The 15,966-nt window shown below is 46.3% G+C and carries 15 protein-coding genes; 9 read left to right on the forward strand and 6 right to left on the reverse strand.

Going from position 1 to position 15,966, the window contains the following annotated elements; translation table 11 throughout:
* The first annotated feature begins 11 nt into the window (after window positions 1–11).
* Genes LAY41_RS27570 through LAY41_RS27580 form a run of 3 tightly spaced genes read left to right on the forward strand, consistent with a single transcriptional unit; the run spans window position 12 to window position 3,247 of the window.
* Window positions 12–1,583 (forward strand): hypothetical protein, encoded by a 1,572-nt coding sequence (locus LAY41_RS27570; RefSeq protein ID WP_249105087.1) that lies wholly within the window; start codon window positions 12–14, stop codon window positions 1,581–1,583.
* Window positions 1,580–2,647 (forward strand): hypothetical protein, encoded by a 1,068-nt coding sequence (locus LAY41_RS27575; protein WP_249105089.1) that lies wholly within the window; start codon window positions 1,580–1,582, stop codon window positions 2,645–2,647. The genes LAY41_RS27570 and LAY41_RS27575 overlap by 4 nt, the downstream gene beginning before the upstream one ends.
* Window positions 2,648–2,689: 42 nt before the next feature.
* Window positions 2,690–3,247, forward strand: a complete 558-nt coding sequence (locus tag LAY41_RS27580; RefSeq protein WP_249105092.1) for a hypothetical protein — start codon at window positions 2,690–2,692, stop codon at window positions 3,245–3,247.
* A gap of 59 nt (window positions 3,248–3,306) precedes the next feature.
* On the opposite strand, the gene LAY41_RS27585 is transcribed toward LAY41_RS27580, so the two are convergent.
* Window positions 3,307–4,815, reverse strand: coding sequence for a GTP-binding protein (locus LAY41_RS27585; protein ID WP_249105152.1), 1,509 nt, complete (start codon window positions 4,813–4,815; stop codon window positions 3,307–3,309).
* Between the two features lie 160 nt (window positions 4,816–4,975).
* Here LAY41_RS27585 and LAY41_RS27590 point away from each other — a divergent pair, with 160 nt between their 5' ends.
* Window positions 4,976–5,239, forward strand: a complete 264-nt coding sequence (locus tag LAY41_RS27590; RefSeq protein ID WP_249105093.1) for a DUF3146 family protein — start codon at window positions 4,976–4,978, stop codon at window positions 5,237–5,239.
* Window positions 5,240–5,544: 305 nt separating this feature from the next.
* Here the strand turns inward: LAY41_RS27590 and LAY41_RS27595 are convergent, their stop codons facing one another.
* The 3 genes from LAY41_RS27595 to ntcA form a co-directional block, all read right to left on the reverse strand.
* Window positions 5,545–6,009 (reverse strand): pre-16S rRNA-processing nuclease YqgF, encoded by a 465-nt coding sequence (locus LAY41_RS27595; protein WP_249105095.1) that lies wholly within the window; start codon window positions 6,007–6,009, stop codon window positions 5,545–5,547.
* A gap of 71 nt (window positions 6,010–6,080) precedes the next feature.
* Complete coding sequence (locus tag LAY41_RS27600; RefSeq protein ID WP_249105098.1) at window positions 6,081–7,796, reverse strand: DUF3084 domain-containing protein; 1,716 nt, start codon at window positions 7,794–7,796, stop codon at window positions 6,081–6,083.
* Between the two features lie 272 nt (window positions 7,797–8,068).
* Window positions 8,069–8,734: a global nitrogen regulator NtcA gene (gene ntcA / locus LAY41_RS27605; protein ID WP_476726999.1), complete on the reverse strand. Its 666-nt coding sequence runs from the start codon at window positions 8,732–8,734 to the stop codon at window positions 8,069–8,071.
* 381 nt (window positions 8,735–9,115) lie between these two features.
* Between ntcA and fabI the strand changes: the two genes are divergently transcribed.
* Together fabI and hisB are read left to right on the forward strand one after the other, a co-directional pair.
* A complete protein-coding gene (fabI, locus tag LAY41_RS27610; RefSeq protein WP_249105102.1) occupies window positions 9,116–9,892 on the forward strand; it encodes an enoyl-ACP reductase FabI in 777 nt (258 codons plus the stop codon).
* Between the two features lie 17 nt (window positions 9,893–9,909).
* Window positions 9,910–10,554, forward strand: a complete 645-nt coding sequence (gene hisB / locus LAY41_RS27615; RefSeq protein ID WP_249105104.1) for an imidazoleglycerol-phosphate dehydratase HisB — start codon at window positions 9,910–9,912, stop codon at window positions 10,552–10,554.
* Window positions 10,555–10,602: 48 nt separating this feature from the next.
* Here hisB and LAY41_RS27620 read toward each other — a convergent pair whose 3' ends face one another.
* Together LAY41_RS27620 and LAY41_RS27625 are read right to left on the reverse strand one after the other, a co-directional pair.
* A complete protein-coding gene (locus tag LAY41_RS27620) occupies window positions 10,603–10,995 on the reverse strand; it encodes a DUF6575 domain-containing protein (protein WP_249105106.1) in 393 nt (130 codons plus the stop codon).
* 9 nt (window positions 10,996–11,004) lie between these two features.
* Window positions 11,005–11,397: a hypothetical protein gene (locus LAY41_RS27625; RefSeq protein WP_249105108.1), complete on the reverse strand. Its 393-nt coding sequence runs from the start codon at window positions 11,395–11,397 to the stop codon at window positions 11,005–11,007.
* A gap of 205 nt (window positions 11,398–11,602) precedes the next feature.
* Here LAY41_RS27625 and LAY41_RS27630 point away from each other — a divergent pair, with 205 nt between their 5' ends.
* From LAY41_RS27630 to LAY41_RS27640, 3 genes are all read left to right on the forward strand, one after another.
* A complete protein-coding gene (locus tag LAY41_RS27630) occupies window positions 11,603–13,042 on the forward strand; it encodes a folate/biopterin family MFS transporter (RefSeq protein ID WP_249105110.1) in 1,440 nt (479 codons plus the stop codon).
* A gap of 34 nt (window positions 13,043–13,076) precedes the next feature.
* Complete coding sequence (locus LAY41_RS27635; protein WP_249105112.1) at window positions 13,077–14,573, forward strand: carotenoid oxygenase family protein; 1,497 nt, start codon at window positions 13,077–13,079, stop codon at window positions 14,571–14,573.
* A gap of 148 nt (window positions 14,574–14,721) precedes the next feature.
* Window positions 14,722–15,918 (forward strand): glycosyltransferase family 2 protein, encoded by a 1,197-nt coding sequence (locus LAY41_RS27640; protein ID WP_249105116.1) that lies wholly within the window; start codon window positions 14,722–14,724, stop codon window positions 15,916–15,918.
* The last annotated feature ends 48 nt before the right edge of the window (window positions 15,919–15,966 follow it).

A 15,966-nucleotide genomic window follows, 5' to 3' on the forward strand; every position in this document is an offset into this window, starting at 1 on the left:
CATAAAAATAAATGAGTGAAATTACATTAAGTTTAGACAATTCTACTCACCTAAAAATAAAAGTTTATCCAGGCTCAATCTTGGTTGTGAACCTGTTACTTTATAGCCAGATAGGTGAAGCCCTATTGTTCCGTCCTACTCTAGATGATTGGATAGTAGAAAACGGCGACATTATCTCCGTATCTAACAGTATTTCTCCCCCTTACCTTTATCTAGATAGAGAGAGCAAACTTAGCCAAAAAATTACGCTCTCAATTCCTTTTCTACTCCAACCTGGAAAAATAATTAAGAGTTGGTTACGCTTTCCGGGAATTCAGGAAGAAGGTATTGCTATCGCTCTGGAGATTTTATTGCCAGAACCGGAAAAAAATCAATCTAAATTTGTGGAAGTTTCCTTGCCAGTCACTTTGCCTTTTACTTCCCTAGAGGGAAACAGGTTGTCGAATGCCGTAGATCGAACAACAGACGCAACCTTTGATTTGTTGTCAGGTTTGATGGATCTAGATAAAATTCCATCTCGTTGGCTAGTAGCTGAACTTTTAGTAATTTTGTGTCAAAAAGGAGAGGAATACGGCCAAACAGAACCGGGCAAGCAGTTACTAAATCAACTCAAGCCAACGCGCTTTTTTAAGAATGGAGTCATCGCTTTTAGCACCGCTCAAGTTCCCAACTGGATCGCCGATAGCCTTAAAAGCGAGAACACAATTTTAAGCGGTTATAGTTTGCTGTATCTTTGGGAGCAATGGCTGTTAAAGCTGGATCCATTCAATGTGGAAGCTGAGCCGAAAAAAGGGGAAATGTCTGTTCCTCTTTTATTAGCAAAAAGCTTTATCTTAAAGCTAGGCGGATCTGCCGATCGCTGGTTGGCGGGCATTCTCTTGGGACTGGCGCAAATCTCGCCTCAAATTGCTACCAAAATGAAAGATTTCGCCTCTGGCGAAGCCTCTCTCTCCAAGCTAGAAAGCGATGCGTTGCTTAGCAACGGTTGCGGGATCGCAACCGTTGCAACCAAAAGTCTGCTCACCGCACTACCAGGTTTGGATATATTCCCGGCTCGTTGGCTAGTAGTAGAATTGTTACTCGTGCTGTCCCAAAAAGGTGACGAATACGCTCGCACCCAAACAGGTAGCCAATTACTGGCTCAGTTAAAACCCACCCATTTTTTAAACAATGGTGTACTCGCTTTCGCGGCTGCTCAACTTCCTCGTTGGTTAGCTATTAGTCAGCAAGCAGCATCTGCTTATCGTAGTTCTGTTGGCTCTGGGACAGAGCAAAGTGGTTGGCTTGAGTTGGGCGAACAATGGATGTGGAGTTTGATGCCAACAGACTCAAATGTAGGTCAGAGGTATACTGAACTCTCGGTATCGGACACCGCAACAGATGCTTTCGTAGCATCCTTGGGTATGGATGCAGAACGCTGGTTTGGTTGCGTTATTCTGGGACTCGCCTTGGTATCGCCGAGAATTGCGGCTACTTTGAACGCGATCGCAGAAAGCAAAAGCTTACCCTCTCCCCTCTCAACGCCGTCTGAAGAGACGATACTCAACGATGTTTTCCAAGAAGGGGGATCGCTACAGCGATGACGATCGACGAACAACTCCTCGCCCGCGTTGAAGCCCTACGCATCCCCTTCGATGACCCCACCTGCCCCATTGACTGGAAAGATTGGTATCACGTAGTTCTCCTGGATAGACAAGGAAAAGTACGGATACTGGTCAACATGAACCTGATGGGCAGACCAGAACAGGGAGAGATTCAAGTAAGCTTCCTGGTAAACTTAGCCAGCGAATACATAGCCCCAGAGTACCGGGGGGACGCGCCTATGGCAACCTTTGGCACTGCTTTTAGCCTGGAATGGCAACCCGGTATGGTGCGTCGAAACCCGTTTTGCATCCAGGGAAACGGGGTATTGCTGGAAATCGATGGCAAGCACTCGACACTGCAAGTCCAAGATGAAAGGATGCAGTTATCTATACGTTGCCAAGGAGAGGCGAAAGCCACGCCCCTTTTAGTAACGGAGGATTCGCCTTTTGGCAGCGGTTTCATCGGTTGGGGCTTGGTGCCAGGTTTACAAGTAATTGGAGAGTTATCTGTAGGCGGGCAAAACTTTAGTATCGATCGCGATTGGTTTGCCTATCACGATCGCAACTTTGGTCGTTTTCGTTGGGGTGAAGATATCGGCTGGGAATGGTTTGTCGCTTTTGCCGTTTGCGATGACGGCAGGCAACTTACTTTAGTATTAGACCAACGTACCAACAAAAACCATTCTGTCAAGGGCTTCCCGTATATTTTTGTATATATCGATAACGATTTACACAAAATTTTTCTCGGTTCTACCTTAGTTGTTAATTGGCAGTGGTCGCCCTCGCCAGTCATGCCAGTGCGTCTCCCTGGAATTATGGCTTCGCTGTTTGCCGATCGCACTTTAAAAGTCCCTGAAACCTTGCAGGTAGAAGCTGACGATCGAGGCGATCGATTGTTACTCAACGTCAATTTTGAGACAGCAATCGAGTTAGTAGTACCTGATAATCAAAACCGTCAATACACTTTCATTGAGGAAGTAACAGGCACTGTTGAAGTTAATCTTTTTCTCGGAGGAGAAACTCTGCGAGCAAAGGGATTACTTTATGGAGAATATGTGCTGTAATAGCTGTCCCCAAAAAATTCGCCCCAATATGATGACTTGGTGATGCAAAATCAATCGTTAGAACGTCACGCCCAGTTAGCTCAATGGCTGCACCGCCTAGTAGAAACCCTGCGAATCCAAGGAGGTTCCACCTGGGAAGCCTTGGTGCAAACAGTTTCGGGAAAAACGGCTGCGATCGACTTAGATGGGATACAGTTGCGACTGCGGGCTGATGGTGGAGAACAACTCCAGATTGAGAGCGAATATCCGGTGGTACTGGAGTCAGTCAATTTTCGCAGCGAAGCCGAAACTCTCCGAGACGTAATTGCTGGCAGGTTGACCTTAGATGCAGCAGTGACGACTGATAAAATTTACCTGCGCGGTAGTTTAAAAGAGATCTTAGGTATACACCAAGTTGCGATCGCAATCTTAGCCGACAGCGCCATTAACCCCCAGTTACGCCGTGTATGGACAGAATTCGACCAATTGTGGCTGCGTCGTTCTTCTTCACCGCCTTGCCTTTCTCTAGAACACCAGATACCGTCCTACGGCGATCTAATCCGCCAGGTGCCCGCAGATGTGCTTGGCATTCAAATTTACACAGACGATAGGAATGGGTAAATTCTGAAGTGAACAGAAGATCATATCCAAAAAATCCACAAAATCCACAAAGTAGGCGACTAAATATTTGGATTCATCTGCGTACCTTTAGCCTCTACCCCTTCTCGAAAATCCAGCTTTGCTCGCAGTTCATCCTTAAGGCGGTTGAGAATAGAAGTTTCATCAAGGGAAGCTAAAATGCGGTTCACAACTGCTTTCGGGCTATCCGCACCCCAAGAAGCCCCATTAGCTAAATAAGCTTTAGTTACTTGTCCGATCCCGTAGGAAGAAACACCCGCTACACCGGCTTGCGTTAATGCTACGGATACATAAGCGCCTAGAGATGCACCGCCAGTTGCTGGTGCTGCTATACCCAATAAGCTTTTGAGGGAACTGAGTCCCAGAGTGGCTACAAGTTCGCTAGCACTCAAGCTGCCCATACACAGGGCGATTTTTTGTAATAAAGATACAGCTCCCTGTTGCGTCATGGGGAGGCCGTAAAGCTTGGACAGAGTTAATATTAGGGCAACGTCAATTACGGCACCGCTGAGCAAGTCTAGCGCAGTGACGGGGTTGAGCGCGATCGCAACCGCTTTAGTAATAGACGCATTCCAGATGATCCGATTAGCGCTGCTGTCTCGAATCGCCATTTTGCGCCCCACTAGCTGCTCGTTCACTTCATCCGCATACAGCATAGAGTTGAGCGCAACCAAAGATTTACCTTCTCGGTGCAAAATCTCCAGTATTTTCAGCTTCAGATCCTCAACTTGCGGCGATCCCGGTTTCAACTGCACCCCCAAACTGCCATCAGCACGACGCACTGCTTGCGCTACAAGGGGTGAAGCCGCTGCCATCACAATCTCATCCGGCGACAGCAATTCCCGCACCCGGTCATCTCGGATTTTCTCATAAATCGCCATCCGGTCTACTTCGGGATACTGGTCAATTTTGTTGAACACGAGCAAAATTGGTTTACCGGCTTTCCGCACTTCTGAAAGCGCTTCGTGTTCCACTTTGGTCATGTCACCAGCTATGATAAACAGGATCAGATCGGCCTGTTTGGCAACGTCGCGAGCTAAAACGGCGCGGGTTTCGCCGTCCACCTCATCCAATCCGGGAGTATCGATTAATTCAACCTGGGAATTACCATTTGCAGAAAAGGAAACTCGCAACACTTCGGTATTGTTATTACCCACTGCTTCCCGGCTACAGCACCAATTCACCCGTTGGCTGGTGCGAGTGACGCCGTGAATTGGGCCAGTTTCAAATACCTTTTCGCCCACCAAGGCGTTGAGCAAAGAAGATTTACCTCGCCCTACCATACCAAAGACGGCAATCAGGACGATCGATCGTTCTAATTTGTCTAGCATCACCTCTAGTTCCTCAATAGCTGGCTCCAGCCCTGTTCTTTCCTGGGGCGTCAGATCGAGGTTAGTTACGATGTCTCGCAGGGCAGTTTGTGCTTGTTTGTAGTTTAGTTCTGCCTGAATATCGGCAAAGGTGAAAATGGCGCTGTCTAGTTCCCCTAAATCTGAGGGATTTGCGGGGTTAGCTTGGCAAGGCTTTTCAGCAGAAGGAGGATCGGGCATTTTGGCAGTCAAAGGGTAACCTCCGGCGATCGACAGGGAGTGGCGAAAGCTTTGTCAATCGATCGCCACTGGGATACTTCTTCGATCCTAGTCATCTTGACTCGAATCGCGACGGGTTTACTATGAAAGTTGAAGGCTTAAGCACGTCACCATTGGGATTGTGAGTTTTAAACGTTTACCAGAAACTATTGCCTATGTCCGAATTACCGGACACTGTTGGCAACAAGGCAAAATTGAAGGAGAAGTAAGGGCGGGTGAGTATGATTGGCAGTTCCAGTGGTGTTTTAGACAAGGCAAGTTGTCTGTCCAGCCATCCCTGGGACGAGCTTTAATTCAGGAGCCGCTGGGTCGTTTTCTGGAACAGTCGGATTACCAACTAGAGCCTGGGGGAGACTATGCTTTTGCGATCCGGGCTGAATTTTAGACCCAAGTCTAAAAACACTCTTAAAAAATCTCTCTATGTTGCGATGACAATATATATTCGATCTGGGAATTTTCTTTCAAGAAATCAGGTGCATGAATATTTTAACCATATTTGCTGAAATAGGTATACTGCTCGTTGTTTTCTTTCTGCTAAACAGGATTAAAAATTATAAAGATTATTCTTGTCATCTTTATAATTGCGTTTGTCGTTGCCGTTGTTAATGTTTTTGTCGATCAAGCAATGCTTAGCGAATCTTCTAGGTTCAAAAAACCAAGAAATATCGTGACTGGCTAAACTTCATTACCCTACTTGTTAGTTCCTAACAGTCGTTCTAGGTATCTTTCGATCAAGAGGATGGCAACGATGTCATCTACAGGACGCGGTAGGGGTCGCATTCCCTGTGGTATGAGGCGATAAAGACCTTTGGGCGGGTACATTTGCCAATAGCGATCGCGTGCCTCCAACGTACTGTAGCGTTCATCAACCAAAATTATCCGCAATGGCTCTGGTAAGTCTTGAGTTAGTTGCTGTTTCCAAGTTTTAGCTGTAGTTTGATCGCCCATTACTAATACAGAAATGGGATACTTTTGACGTAAGCTTTGAATGGTGGCGATCGCTTGCTCGGCGGCAATGACTTGATGGTAATGAAGTTTGCGATCGACTGCCATCACGGCTAAACCACACTTCTGACGGCCTGGATCGAAGCCCAAGATTACCGGCTGGTCAGGGGTCAAATCCGAGTCGGGAGTAGGCTTAGCACGAGAAAACATAGCTTTTTGTGGCCGCGCGGCTATAGTTTAGTCTTCAGTTTGGCAAAAAACGATCGCAACTAGCTAGCTGCTCAAGTCCTAAAGATCACCTGTCCGCCCTGAATGGCGATCAGATCCATTTTGACTGGCCCAGCCGTGTAAGTGATATCTGATGTGACCACTTGAACGTCTATTGGTTGTTTAGACTGTTTCAGTTGTTCTAAAAAGCGCGTCAGAGTTTCGATGCGATCGTCTCCGATCTGGATTTTATCAGCCACAATGCCAGCGCGACGGACTCGAAATAGAGAAGCTGCAATCAGCAGATCGAGCCGTTCCCGAATCTGGTCTTCTGTCATTGTCGCGGGATCGGCAGAAGTTGACGCTACCACATCTCCAGCTTGAAATACAACGCGATTGGGAGCCACATCGACAAACACTTGCACGGGAGATTCTGCTCCGGCGACGTAGTTGCCAGCCGAAATAATTCGCACCACGTAGTCTTTACCGTCATCAATCTGTGCGATCAACTTATTCACTTCAGCTTGTCTGATCAAAATCACTTGTTCCTTATAAGTCTTGTTGCTGGGACGAGTGCGTTCTAAAGCCACTCGATTTGCTTGCAACAATAGGCGATCGACTGCTTGACGAGCGGCGGTCGGTTCCACAATGCGAACAACACCCGCCGAAAGAACTTGGCCGCGACGCAGGGTGACATTCCCTTGAAACAGTTGTTGATAGTCTTGTTCCAAGGTTGCTACTTCTTTTTGTAAAATATTTAGTTTTTGTTCGCGTTCTGAAAGTTTTTTACCTTGCTCTAAAAGTTTGGTATCTCTTTGGGCGAGTAGTTGCTCCCGTTCTGTGAGTTGTTTTTGCTGTTGTTTGAGGCGACTTTCCTGCTGTGTAATAACTTGGTCTCGCGTCGCGATTCTTTGGTCGCGCACGTTAATTTCTTGTTCTCGCTGAGAAATGGTTTGATCTTGAGCGGCAATTTTTTGGTCGCGCTGGGCGATCGCTTGGTCTTGAACGGCGATTTTCTCGTCTTTGAGATCGATCGTGCGATCGCGGGCTGCAATTTTCTCGTCCCGCTGGTCAAGCTGTTTTTTGAGTTCGGTGATCTGGGCTTTGACTTGGTTGCGCTGGGCGATCAAATCTTGGCGTTCCGTCTGAAGTCTTTGAATTTCTGAACGAAGTTCTTGAGCCTGCCCAGAGACTGTTTTCAATTGCTGCCCAGTTCCATCTAACTCGGCCTTGGTTTGACTCAACTGGTCTTGAGTTTGACTCAACTGGCCTTGAGTTTGATTTAATTGACTTTCGGTTCTGCTCAACTGGCCCTGAGTCTGATTCAGTTGTGCTTCTGTTCGGGCCTGTTTGGCGAAGGCTTCGGCTAGCTTCGCCAGTACCAGCTGCAAAGCTTGATTGGTCGAATCCAGGCGTTTTTGAGCTGTTGCCTGCTCTGATTTTGCTTGGGCTAGCTCATCCTCTACCCGACTTTTTTCAGCTTCTACCTGGTTTTTCTGAGTTTTAGTTTGTTCTATCTCTTGGCGGGCGTTTTTGAGATTTTTCTGAATTGTTTCCAGTTTAAATACGCCCGTGCGTAATTGTTCGCTGGCAGCAAACAAAATCGCCAACGTAGAGCCAGAAATTAGGCTGCCTGTCAAGAGGGTGACCAACACCGCCGTGTTTTTGGGACGTAATTTAAATAGGCTCAGCCTTGCTTTACCGACTTTCGTCCCGATGCGATCGCCCACCGATGCGATCACTCCCCCCAACACCAAAATTGCCGCAATCAGGATTAAGCCGGTGGTCATATTCAGTTACATTGACATTACCGATCCTCACTATGAGGATAGGATTTGAGGGCCGATCTTGCGTGTGAATATCGGCATTTGGGCTTTTAGTACCAGGTCTTGCAGAGTGTGCTTGAGTTGACAAGCTTACTCTTCAAGTTTGTCCCGTTTTAAACCCCACAGTACTTGCTCGATCTTATCACCGCGCTGACTCGTTTCGCCGTAATATTCCTGAAGTTGCGCGTCGCTGTGCGACTTACAGGTTCATGCACGACGGTATGGGGTTTAGGCCACTAAGTGAACTGTTGACTTAAGGTGACTGGGTTATGGACGGTAATCTTTTTCTTGTTGATTGAGATCATTTTTTCTTGCCGCAGATCCCCCAACAAACGGGTAACCGTGACGCGGGTGGAACCGATCGCTTCTGCGATCGCTTGATGGGACAGTTTCAGATCGATCGTAATCCCTTCTGGGCCGGAAACCCCAAAGTCGCGACACAGAATCAGCAGAAAACTGACCAATCGGGAACCCATATCTCGATGCGCCAGCGTCTCGATCATCATCTCAGTTTGCAGAATCCGAGAAGAAAGACCCCGCAGCATTAGCATTGATAACTCAGGATTTTCTTTGAGCGCTTGTTCCACTTGGTCTATCGGTGCTGACAGCAGCTCGACTGGGGTGAAAGCAACTGCATGGTAAAACCGATCAGACCGATTCCCCGTAATCAGCGACAAGACGCCAAAAACGCTATTCTCTCGCAGCAGCGCCACCGTAATTTCTTCTCCTGCTTCATAAACTCTGGAAAGTTTTACCGCGCCCTTAAGCAGAAAATATACCCGTTCAGCCGGATCGCCTGGGAAAAATATGGTTTTGCCTCTTTCAAAGTTTTCCACGACTGGTGGAAACGCCCCACTACCCATTTGACGAAATACAACTGCTAGCGGTCTATCTTGTATCATCACCATATTCCTTGACCTCTCTACAGACCCAATAGATTTTTTCTCTCATTTTGGAATAAAGTTTGACACAAGACAGCACTGTCTTTGTTCAGATCGTGCTGGCATAACTCCTGCCCTTAATCCAGTACTGAAGCGCTTCATTCCTCTAAAAATCAACGTTTTTGTTGGCTTTGTCAATCGCCTCGTACTGCTTGGTGTTTTCTTCTAGTTTCGCTTCTGGCAGTAGCATTGCAGCCATAAAATTTCTGTGTACTATAGCACATAATTATGACAAAATCCCAAATAAATATTTTATATATCGATAAAAAAATTTATTGGGGACTGTACAAGGTGCGATCGCAGCCTGTCTTTGCCGCACGTACTCCGATATAATGAACCACTATGCTGAATTTAACCGGAAAAAACGCACTTGTAACCGGCATTGCCAACAATCGCTCGATCGCTTGGGGCATTGCCCAACAACTCCATAAAGCTGGTGCTAATCTTGGCATCACCTACCTACCCGATGAAAAAGGTAGATTTGAGAAGAAAGTGGCGGAACTGGTAGAACCGCTCAATCCTAGCTTGTTTTTGCCCTGTAACGTCCAGGATGAAGCCCAGATTCAAGCTACCTTTGAGGCTGTCCGCGAAAAGTGGGGCAAACTTGACATCCTGATTCATTGCCTTGCTTTTGCTAACAAGGAGGATTTATCAGGTGATTTTAGCCAAACTTCGCGGCAAGGATTTTCCCTGGCTCTTGATATTAGCGCTTACTCGCTGATCCAGCTAAGTGGGGCTGCTAAACCTTTGATGACCGAAGGTGGCAGTATCGTCACTTTAACCTATCTGGGTGGGGTGCGAGTGATTCCCAACTACAATGTCATGGGGATCGCCAAAGCGGCTTTGGAAATGAATGTCCGCTACCTGGCGTCGGAACTCGGCCCGCAGAATGTGAGGGTAAATGGGATATCGGCTGGCCCGATCCGCACTCTGGCTTCTTCAGCTGTTGGTGGTATCCTGGATATGATTCACCATGTTGAAGAGTTGGCACCGCTGCGGCGCACTGTAACTCAGACGGAAGTGGGGAATGCTGCTGCTTTCCTTTGCAGCGATTTAGCCAGCGGCATTACAGGTCAGATCCTGTATGTGGATGCTGGGTACGAAATAATGGGAATGTAGCTAGATTTGAATTGACAATGCAAATACGCGATCGCCAAATTTCACATCCCCACCACTCAGAGCAAATTTTAACTGCTCGAACAGCTTCGGTTAAACGAACTACTGGCGAAACCGATGTCCAAGTGACTATCAATCTTGACGGTACAGGTGCTTGCATAGCTAAAACGGGAATTCCGTTTTTAGATCATATGCTGCACCAAATTTCCTCTCACGGACTGATCGATCTCCAAGTCGAGGCGACGGGAGATTTGGAAATAGACGATCACCACACGAATGAAGATGTGGGGATTACATTGGGACAGGCGCTCTTGAAAGCGTTAGGCGATCGCAAAGGCATTGTCCGTTTTGGTAATTTCCTCGCGCCGTTGGATGAAGCTTTAATTCAGGTGGCATTAGACTTTTCGGGACGCCCTCATTTAAGTTATGGTTTGGAGATTCCAACGCAGCGAGTTGGTACTTATGACACTCAGCTAGTACGGGAATTTTTTGTGGCGTTGGTAAATCATAGCCAGATGACGCTGCATATTCGTCAATTGGATGGTATTAATTCCCACCACATTATTGAAGCAACATTTAAGGCGTTTGCTAGGGCGATGCGAATGGCGGTGGAAATAGATCCGCGCCGTGCTAGCACGATTCCCAGTTCTAAGGGAGTTTTATAGAATCTAAACAGGGGCTAGGGCGTCAGGAAGCGATCGCTCATTTAAGCATCACTTTGTTAAAACAGGAGGAGTTTTAGCGTCAGATTTGAGAAGATACCCAGCTTTAGGTAAGCACTCCTCACGGAGTTTTTCACAAGGAATAGTTTCAATCATATCAGGGCTATTTTCATGAGGAATTTTTACTTCATAAACCAAGCCTAATTCTGCTTTCTTGAAAGCATCTCTTACATCAAGCGCTCCCGTTTCTACCTCTGTAAGTCTTTGCTGGGAAATTGGAACGCAAAGATACAGTTCAAAATCTTCTGTTTCATGCACCCAAACAGCTAGGAATATTTCTCCGGCTGAATTGCGACAAGAAAATAGTAGCGCTCGGTTAAAGTAATCGTATTCTTTAATTGTTTCCAGAAGTTCCAAACTACTATACTCTAAAAGAAAACTCATGCTCATACCTCATACAGTGATATCGATAACTTGGAATAGAGTCCAAGGCTCAGCACCAATTGCCAGCCACAAAGTATGGTGAGACGGACTATTATTGGATGGACTAGGCTGTATCACTCCTAATTTGGGAGTCAAATTACTCACAGCAACTTTTAAATTTCCCAAATCTGGATATATTTGACGTAAATTTAGGATGTCCTCTATTTCAGTGTAAACAGAAATTCCACAGGATTGACATTCCTTCTCGTCCTTCGGAAACCTCTTGTTAGGATTCTTCTGACGCTTTGAGAGAAAATCATCAGGAGTTGGAGGATCGTTTCTGACAAGGTAGTACACCGTGCCTGATGCTTCTTTGGCAGTCTTGGGTGGACAATTTTCGGGAAAGTAGTTAGGGAATTGCATCAGGTAGTTGCTTTATCTGGTATGTAGCAGGTCGATTTTTAGATATTCTCAGACTATCAATACTTACTCGCAGATAGCGCAAAAACCTTCTTTCAAAGGGTAGTCTGGCCCGATCGCTTGTTCGATCGGCCCAGAGACAGGCGTCGGCCACCAAGGTATATATGTTATAAGAGTCATAATTCTTAACGTTTTTTAACCTTTATCAATGCTTATTTCTCCCTCTGGCAAGTCCTGGTTCAAAGAATTCTTGACAAAAAGAGTTTTTTTTGGTGTAGAACCAAGTCGCGATCTAATCGCCATTTTACTGGTTTACCTAGTGATGGGGATTTTAGGGTTGGCACGGCTAGCCATCAGCTTCTTCCTCAAAGATGAATTGGGGCTGAGTCCGGCGGAAGTTTCAGTTTTGATGGGAATAGCCGCCCTCCCCTGGGTAGTCAAACCGCTGTTTGGCTTTATGTCGGATGGACTGCCGATATTTGGATATCGGCGGCGTCCTTACCTAGTTTTGGCCGGGTTACTGGGATCGGCTGCTTGGGTGAGTCTGGCAACTGTGGTTCACAGTACTTGGGCGGCGACAGTTGCGATCGCCCTCAGTTCCCTTTCTTCGATGGTAAGTGACGTAATTGCCGACTCGCTAATCGTAGAACGAGCAAGAGAAGAGACTCTAAGCAAAGCAGGCTCGCTGCAATCCCTTGCCTGGGCTACCACAGCGCTTGGAGGTTTTATAACTGCCTACTTAAGTGGATTTTTGTTAGAGCATTTCAGTACCCACACTATATTTGGCATTACTGCCACTTTCCCGCTAATTGTGTCTGCGATCGCCTGGTTGATTGCGGAAGAACCAGCGAGTCAGTCTCCTCATGTCTCCAATGTCGGGAACCAAGTAGACAAATTACGGAAAGCTCTCAGCCAGAAAGCAATTTGGATGCCTACAGTATTTCTGTTCATTTTGCAAGCCACCCCATCAGCTGATGTCGCCTTCTTCTTCTTCACCACCAACGAGCTGAAATTTGAACCAGAATTTCTGGGAAGAGTGCGCCTGGTAACGAGTTTGGCATCTCTCGTTGGCGTATGGCTGTTCCAGCGTTTCTTGAAAACAATACCCTTTCGGACAATTTTCGGTTGGACGATCGTTCTCTCTACAATCTTGGGCATGACCGTGCTTTTGCTTGTTACCCACACCAACCGCAGCTTGGGAATTGACGATCGCTGGTTCAGTATAGGAGACAGCCTTATCCTCACCGTTATGGGACAAATTGCCTATATGCCCATCTTGGTGCTGTCGGCGCGGCTTTGCCCACCCGGTGTGGAAGCCACACTATTTGCTCTCCTGATGTCAGTGACAAATTTGGCATCGCTTCTCTCCTCTCAATTTGGAGCAGTCTTGATGTACTGGTTGGGAATTACCGCAACCAACTTTGACGCCCTCTGGTTGTTGGTTCTCATTACCAATCTCACCACCCTGTTGCCATTGCCGTTCCTGGGTTTGCTAGCAGAGGCAGACCTGCAAACACAGATTCAACTAAAACCGCCGGATTCCGATCGTGCGGGGCAACCTTTCTTACCGGACTTGATATCTGAGTTGTCAATAGTTAACGGTCACCATTCAGCGGCAAAGGAAAAACAACTCATAACAGAAGACTGACAACTAACAACTGACAACTGACAAATTACGACCTATGCAGACTTTTGAACTTTACGAACACGCCTCTACATTTCCAGTCAAGTCATACAATCGTGAAGATTGGCAAGGAGGATATCAATCTCTCAAAGAAGAGTTGGATTATTGGATTGATGATGTAGAAGGACAAATTCCAGGGGAGCTACAAGGTACGCTATTTCGTAACGGCCCAGGTTTATTCGATCGCAACGGTCACCGCGTGCAGCATCCCTTTGATGGCGATGGGATGATTTGTGCGATCGCATTTCAAAACGGTCGCGCCCACTTTCGCAACCGTTACGTCCGCACAGCTGGCTTTGTGGAAGAAGAAAAAGCCGGAAAATTTCTTTATCGCGGCGTTTTTGGCACCCAAAAACCCGGTGGCTGGTTAGCCAATCTCTTCGATTTCAAGCTGAAAAATATTGCAAATACTCAAGTTATCTACTGGGGTGGCAAACTATTAGCATTGTGGGAAGCAGCCGAACCTCATCGCCTAGATCCCCATACGCTAGAAACGCTAGGAATAGACTACCTGGATGGAGTATTGCAGCCCGGTGACGCTTTTGCTGCCCATCCACGCATTGACAGAAACAGATTGGTCAACTTTGCCATCAAACCCGGTCTTTCCACAACTATAACTATCTATGAGCTAGACGAAACTGGTAAAGTTGTACAGCGACACACCCATTCAGTTCCTGGTTTCGCCTTCATCCACGATTTTGCTATTACGCCAAACTATTGCATCTTCTTTCAAAATCCAGTAACTTTCAATCCCCTACCTTTTATAATGGGTTGGCAAGGTGCAGGCGAGTGCGTCAAGTTCCGTCCTGGCGAACCCACCCGCATTATCATCATTCCTCGCCATACTAATGTCGAAGATTCTTTAATCCAAAATCGCCAGGTGCAGATTTTTGAAACTCAGTCTGGTTTTGTTTTCCATCACGCAAATGCCTTTGAGCAGGACAATAAAATTTATATTGACTCGATTTGCTATGAGTCTTTACCGAAGGTCGAACCTAATTCAGATTACCGTCAGACAGATTTTGAAACTCTCTCCCCTGGGCAGTTGTGGCGATTTGAATTGAAACCCGAAAATAAAACTGTGGGGAGTCAGATTTTAGAAAGCCGTTGCTGCGAATTTCCTTCTGTTCATCCGGCAAAAGTAGGGCAGCCTTATCGTTATCTTTATCTAGGGGCAGCTCATGCAGATGGGGGAAATGCGCCCCTACAGGCGATACTAAAAATTGACCTGACTTCTAGTGAGAGACAACTATGGAGTGCAGCACCACAAGGCTTTGTCAGCGAACCGATTTTTGTGCCAAGGTCAAATGCTGATAACGAAGATGATGGTTGGTTGCTAACTGTAGTTTATGACTCGATTTGCGATCGTTCCGATGTGGTAATTTTAAATGCTCGTGACTTGAATCAAGAGCCAGTGGCTCGACTGCACCTAAAACATCATATCCCTTATGGTCTGCACGGTAGCTTTACTCCTGAAATTTTTGGAGTTAGGTAAGAGTATTCCTGTGCTTGCATTTATTCTTTCTTTAGACAGTTGACGCTCGTAACTTTGTCGATCGTATTCTGTAAGAATGCTGGAAAATGGGTCTAACCCTCTTCCAGTTTTTTACCCCCCCTAAGCTTTATAGCTGGGGCGTTTACCGATGGCCCAAATTAAATTCAGTATTGCGATCACGACCTACAACCGTTTGTCTTTGCTGAAACGGGCGATTGATTCTGCTCTTTCACAAACTGTCCCCTGCGAAGTGGTGGTGGCTGATGACTGTTCCTCGGATGAGACGGAAGAGTATATCCGCAGTTTAGGCTCTAGCATCGTCTACCATCGCAATCAATGTAACATGGGTCATGCAGCAACCATGAATGCGGCAGTGAATGTGGCGAGTGGAGATTGGATCAAGCCAGTGGATGATGATGATTATCTGGCCCCCAACTGCATCGAGGAGATGACGCGAGCTCTAGCGCTGCGTCCCCAAGCCGTAATCTGCTCAACTCAAGCAGCTCAAGTCGATATCAAACAAGTCGAAATTAGCCGATCGCGCAAAACTGGCCCGGGCAAAGTTTTCTATATTCCTCAAGAAGATATCCATTATGGAATGCTCATGGAGATGGTTCCTTTCGGCACCCCAATTCAAGTGGCTTTCAGCCGTGATGCTTTTCTCAAATCTGGTGGTTGGGATACTAACTTAGATGTCTGTGATGATATTGACTCTTGGATACGAATTGCTCAATTTGGCGATGCCATATTCATTAATCAGTGCCTTGCCTATCGCACGATTTGGCTTGGGGGTTACAATCAAAAATCCACTTTAGAAAAGCGGCTTGATATCAATATTTTGATGAAGGATAAGATCTATACTTTAGTCAGCGAAAAGCAACGCTCAATCCTTCCCGAACGTCACGTTATTCACTCCTATCTAAAACTGCATTGGGCTTTGGTTGCTCTCAAACAAAGAAAGTTTTTTATTTTGCTAAAACTCTGCTTTCCATCGGGTTTTTCCCTACTAGCTTGGCGGCTTTTGGGAGCGGCAATATTATCCCGTCAAACCCAATATTATTCGCTGCAAAAGCGGATGTATACTAACATCTGGATAATGGCAAAGCTGTATGCTATGGTCGGTAATGAATACCGCTATAGTATGCCAGATTTTCAGAATTTTCGAGCTTATCTACGACTGCGATGTAGCTGGACTGCTTGCAAACAAGGAAAGTTTATTAGTGCGATTAAAATTGCTTTTCCATCTGTATTATCTATGCCAGCTTGGAAGCTATTGGCAAAATCAGCTTTATTAGCTCAACAAAGTAAAAAGCCCTTAGTTCGCAAGTTAGTTTTGATTGATTAAGATTATTGATGATTGGTGTGTTTCAAGCCCCGTGTCGCATCTCTTAGT

The organism is Argonema galeatum A003/A1 (assembly GCF_023333595.1).
GTDB lineage: Bacteria > Cyanobacteriota > Cyanobacteriia > Cyanobacteriales > Aerosakkonemataceae > Argonema > Argonema galeatum.

Excerpts from the sequence above, each read along its gene's own strand:
- LAY41_RS27570 (WP_249105087.1), top strand. The coding sequence starts at position 12 with ATGAGTGAAATTACATTAAGTTTAGACAATTCTACTCACCTAAAAATA.
- LAY41_RS27575 (WP_249105089.1), top strand. The coding sequence starts at position 1,580 with ATGACGATCGACGAACAACTCCTCGCCCGCGTTGAAGCCCTACGCATC.
- LAY41_RS27580 (WP_249105092.1), top strand. The coding sequence starts at position 2,690 with ATGCAAAATCAATCGTTAGAACGTCACGCCCAGTTAGCTCAATGGCTG.
- LAY41_RS27585 (WP_249105152.1), bottom strand. The coding sequence starts at position 4,815 with ATGCCCGATCCTCCTTCTGCTGAAAAGCCTTGCCAAGCTAACCCCGCA.
- LAY41_RS27595 (WP_249105095.1), bottom strand. The coding sequence starts at position 6,009 with ATGTTTTCTCGTGCTAAGCCTACTCCCGACTCGGATTTGACCCCTGAC.
- LAY41_RS27600 (WP_249105098.1), bottom strand. The coding sequence starts at position 7,796 with ATGACCACCGGCTTAATCCTGATTGCGGCAATTTTGGTGTTGGGGGGA.
- ntcA (WP_476726999.1), bottom strand. The coding sequence starts at position 8,734 with ATGATACAAGATAGACCGCTAGCAGTTGTATTTCGTCAAATGGGTAGT.
- fabI (WP_249105102.1), top strand. The coding sequence starts at position 9,116 with ATGCTGAATTTAACCGGAAAAAACGCACTTGTAACCGGCATTGCCAAC.
- hisB (WP_249105104.1), top strand. The coding sequence starts at position 9,910 with ATGCAAATACGCGATCGCCAAATTTCACATCCCCACCACTCAGAGCAA.
- LAY41_RS27620 (WP_249105106.1), bottom strand. The coding sequence starts at position 10,995 with ATGAGTTTTCTTTTAGAGTATAGTAGTTTGGAACTTCTGGAAACAATT.
- LAY41_RS27625 (WP_249105108.1), bottom strand. The coding sequence starts at position 11,397 with ATGCAATTCCCTAACTACTTTCCCGAAAATTGTCCACCCAAGACTGCC.
- LAY41_RS27630 (WP_249105110.1), top strand. The coding sequence starts at position 11,603 with ATGCTTATTTCTCCCTCTGGCAAGTCCTGGTTCAAAGAATTCTTGACA.
- LAY41_RS27635 (WP_249105112.1), top strand. The coding sequence starts at position 13,077 with ATGCAGACTTTTGAACTTTACGAACACGCCTCTACATTTCCAGTCAAG.
- LAY41_RS27640 (WP_249105116.1), top strand. The coding sequence starts at position 14,722 with ATGGCCCAAATTAAATTCAGTATTGCGATCACGACCTACAACCGTTTG.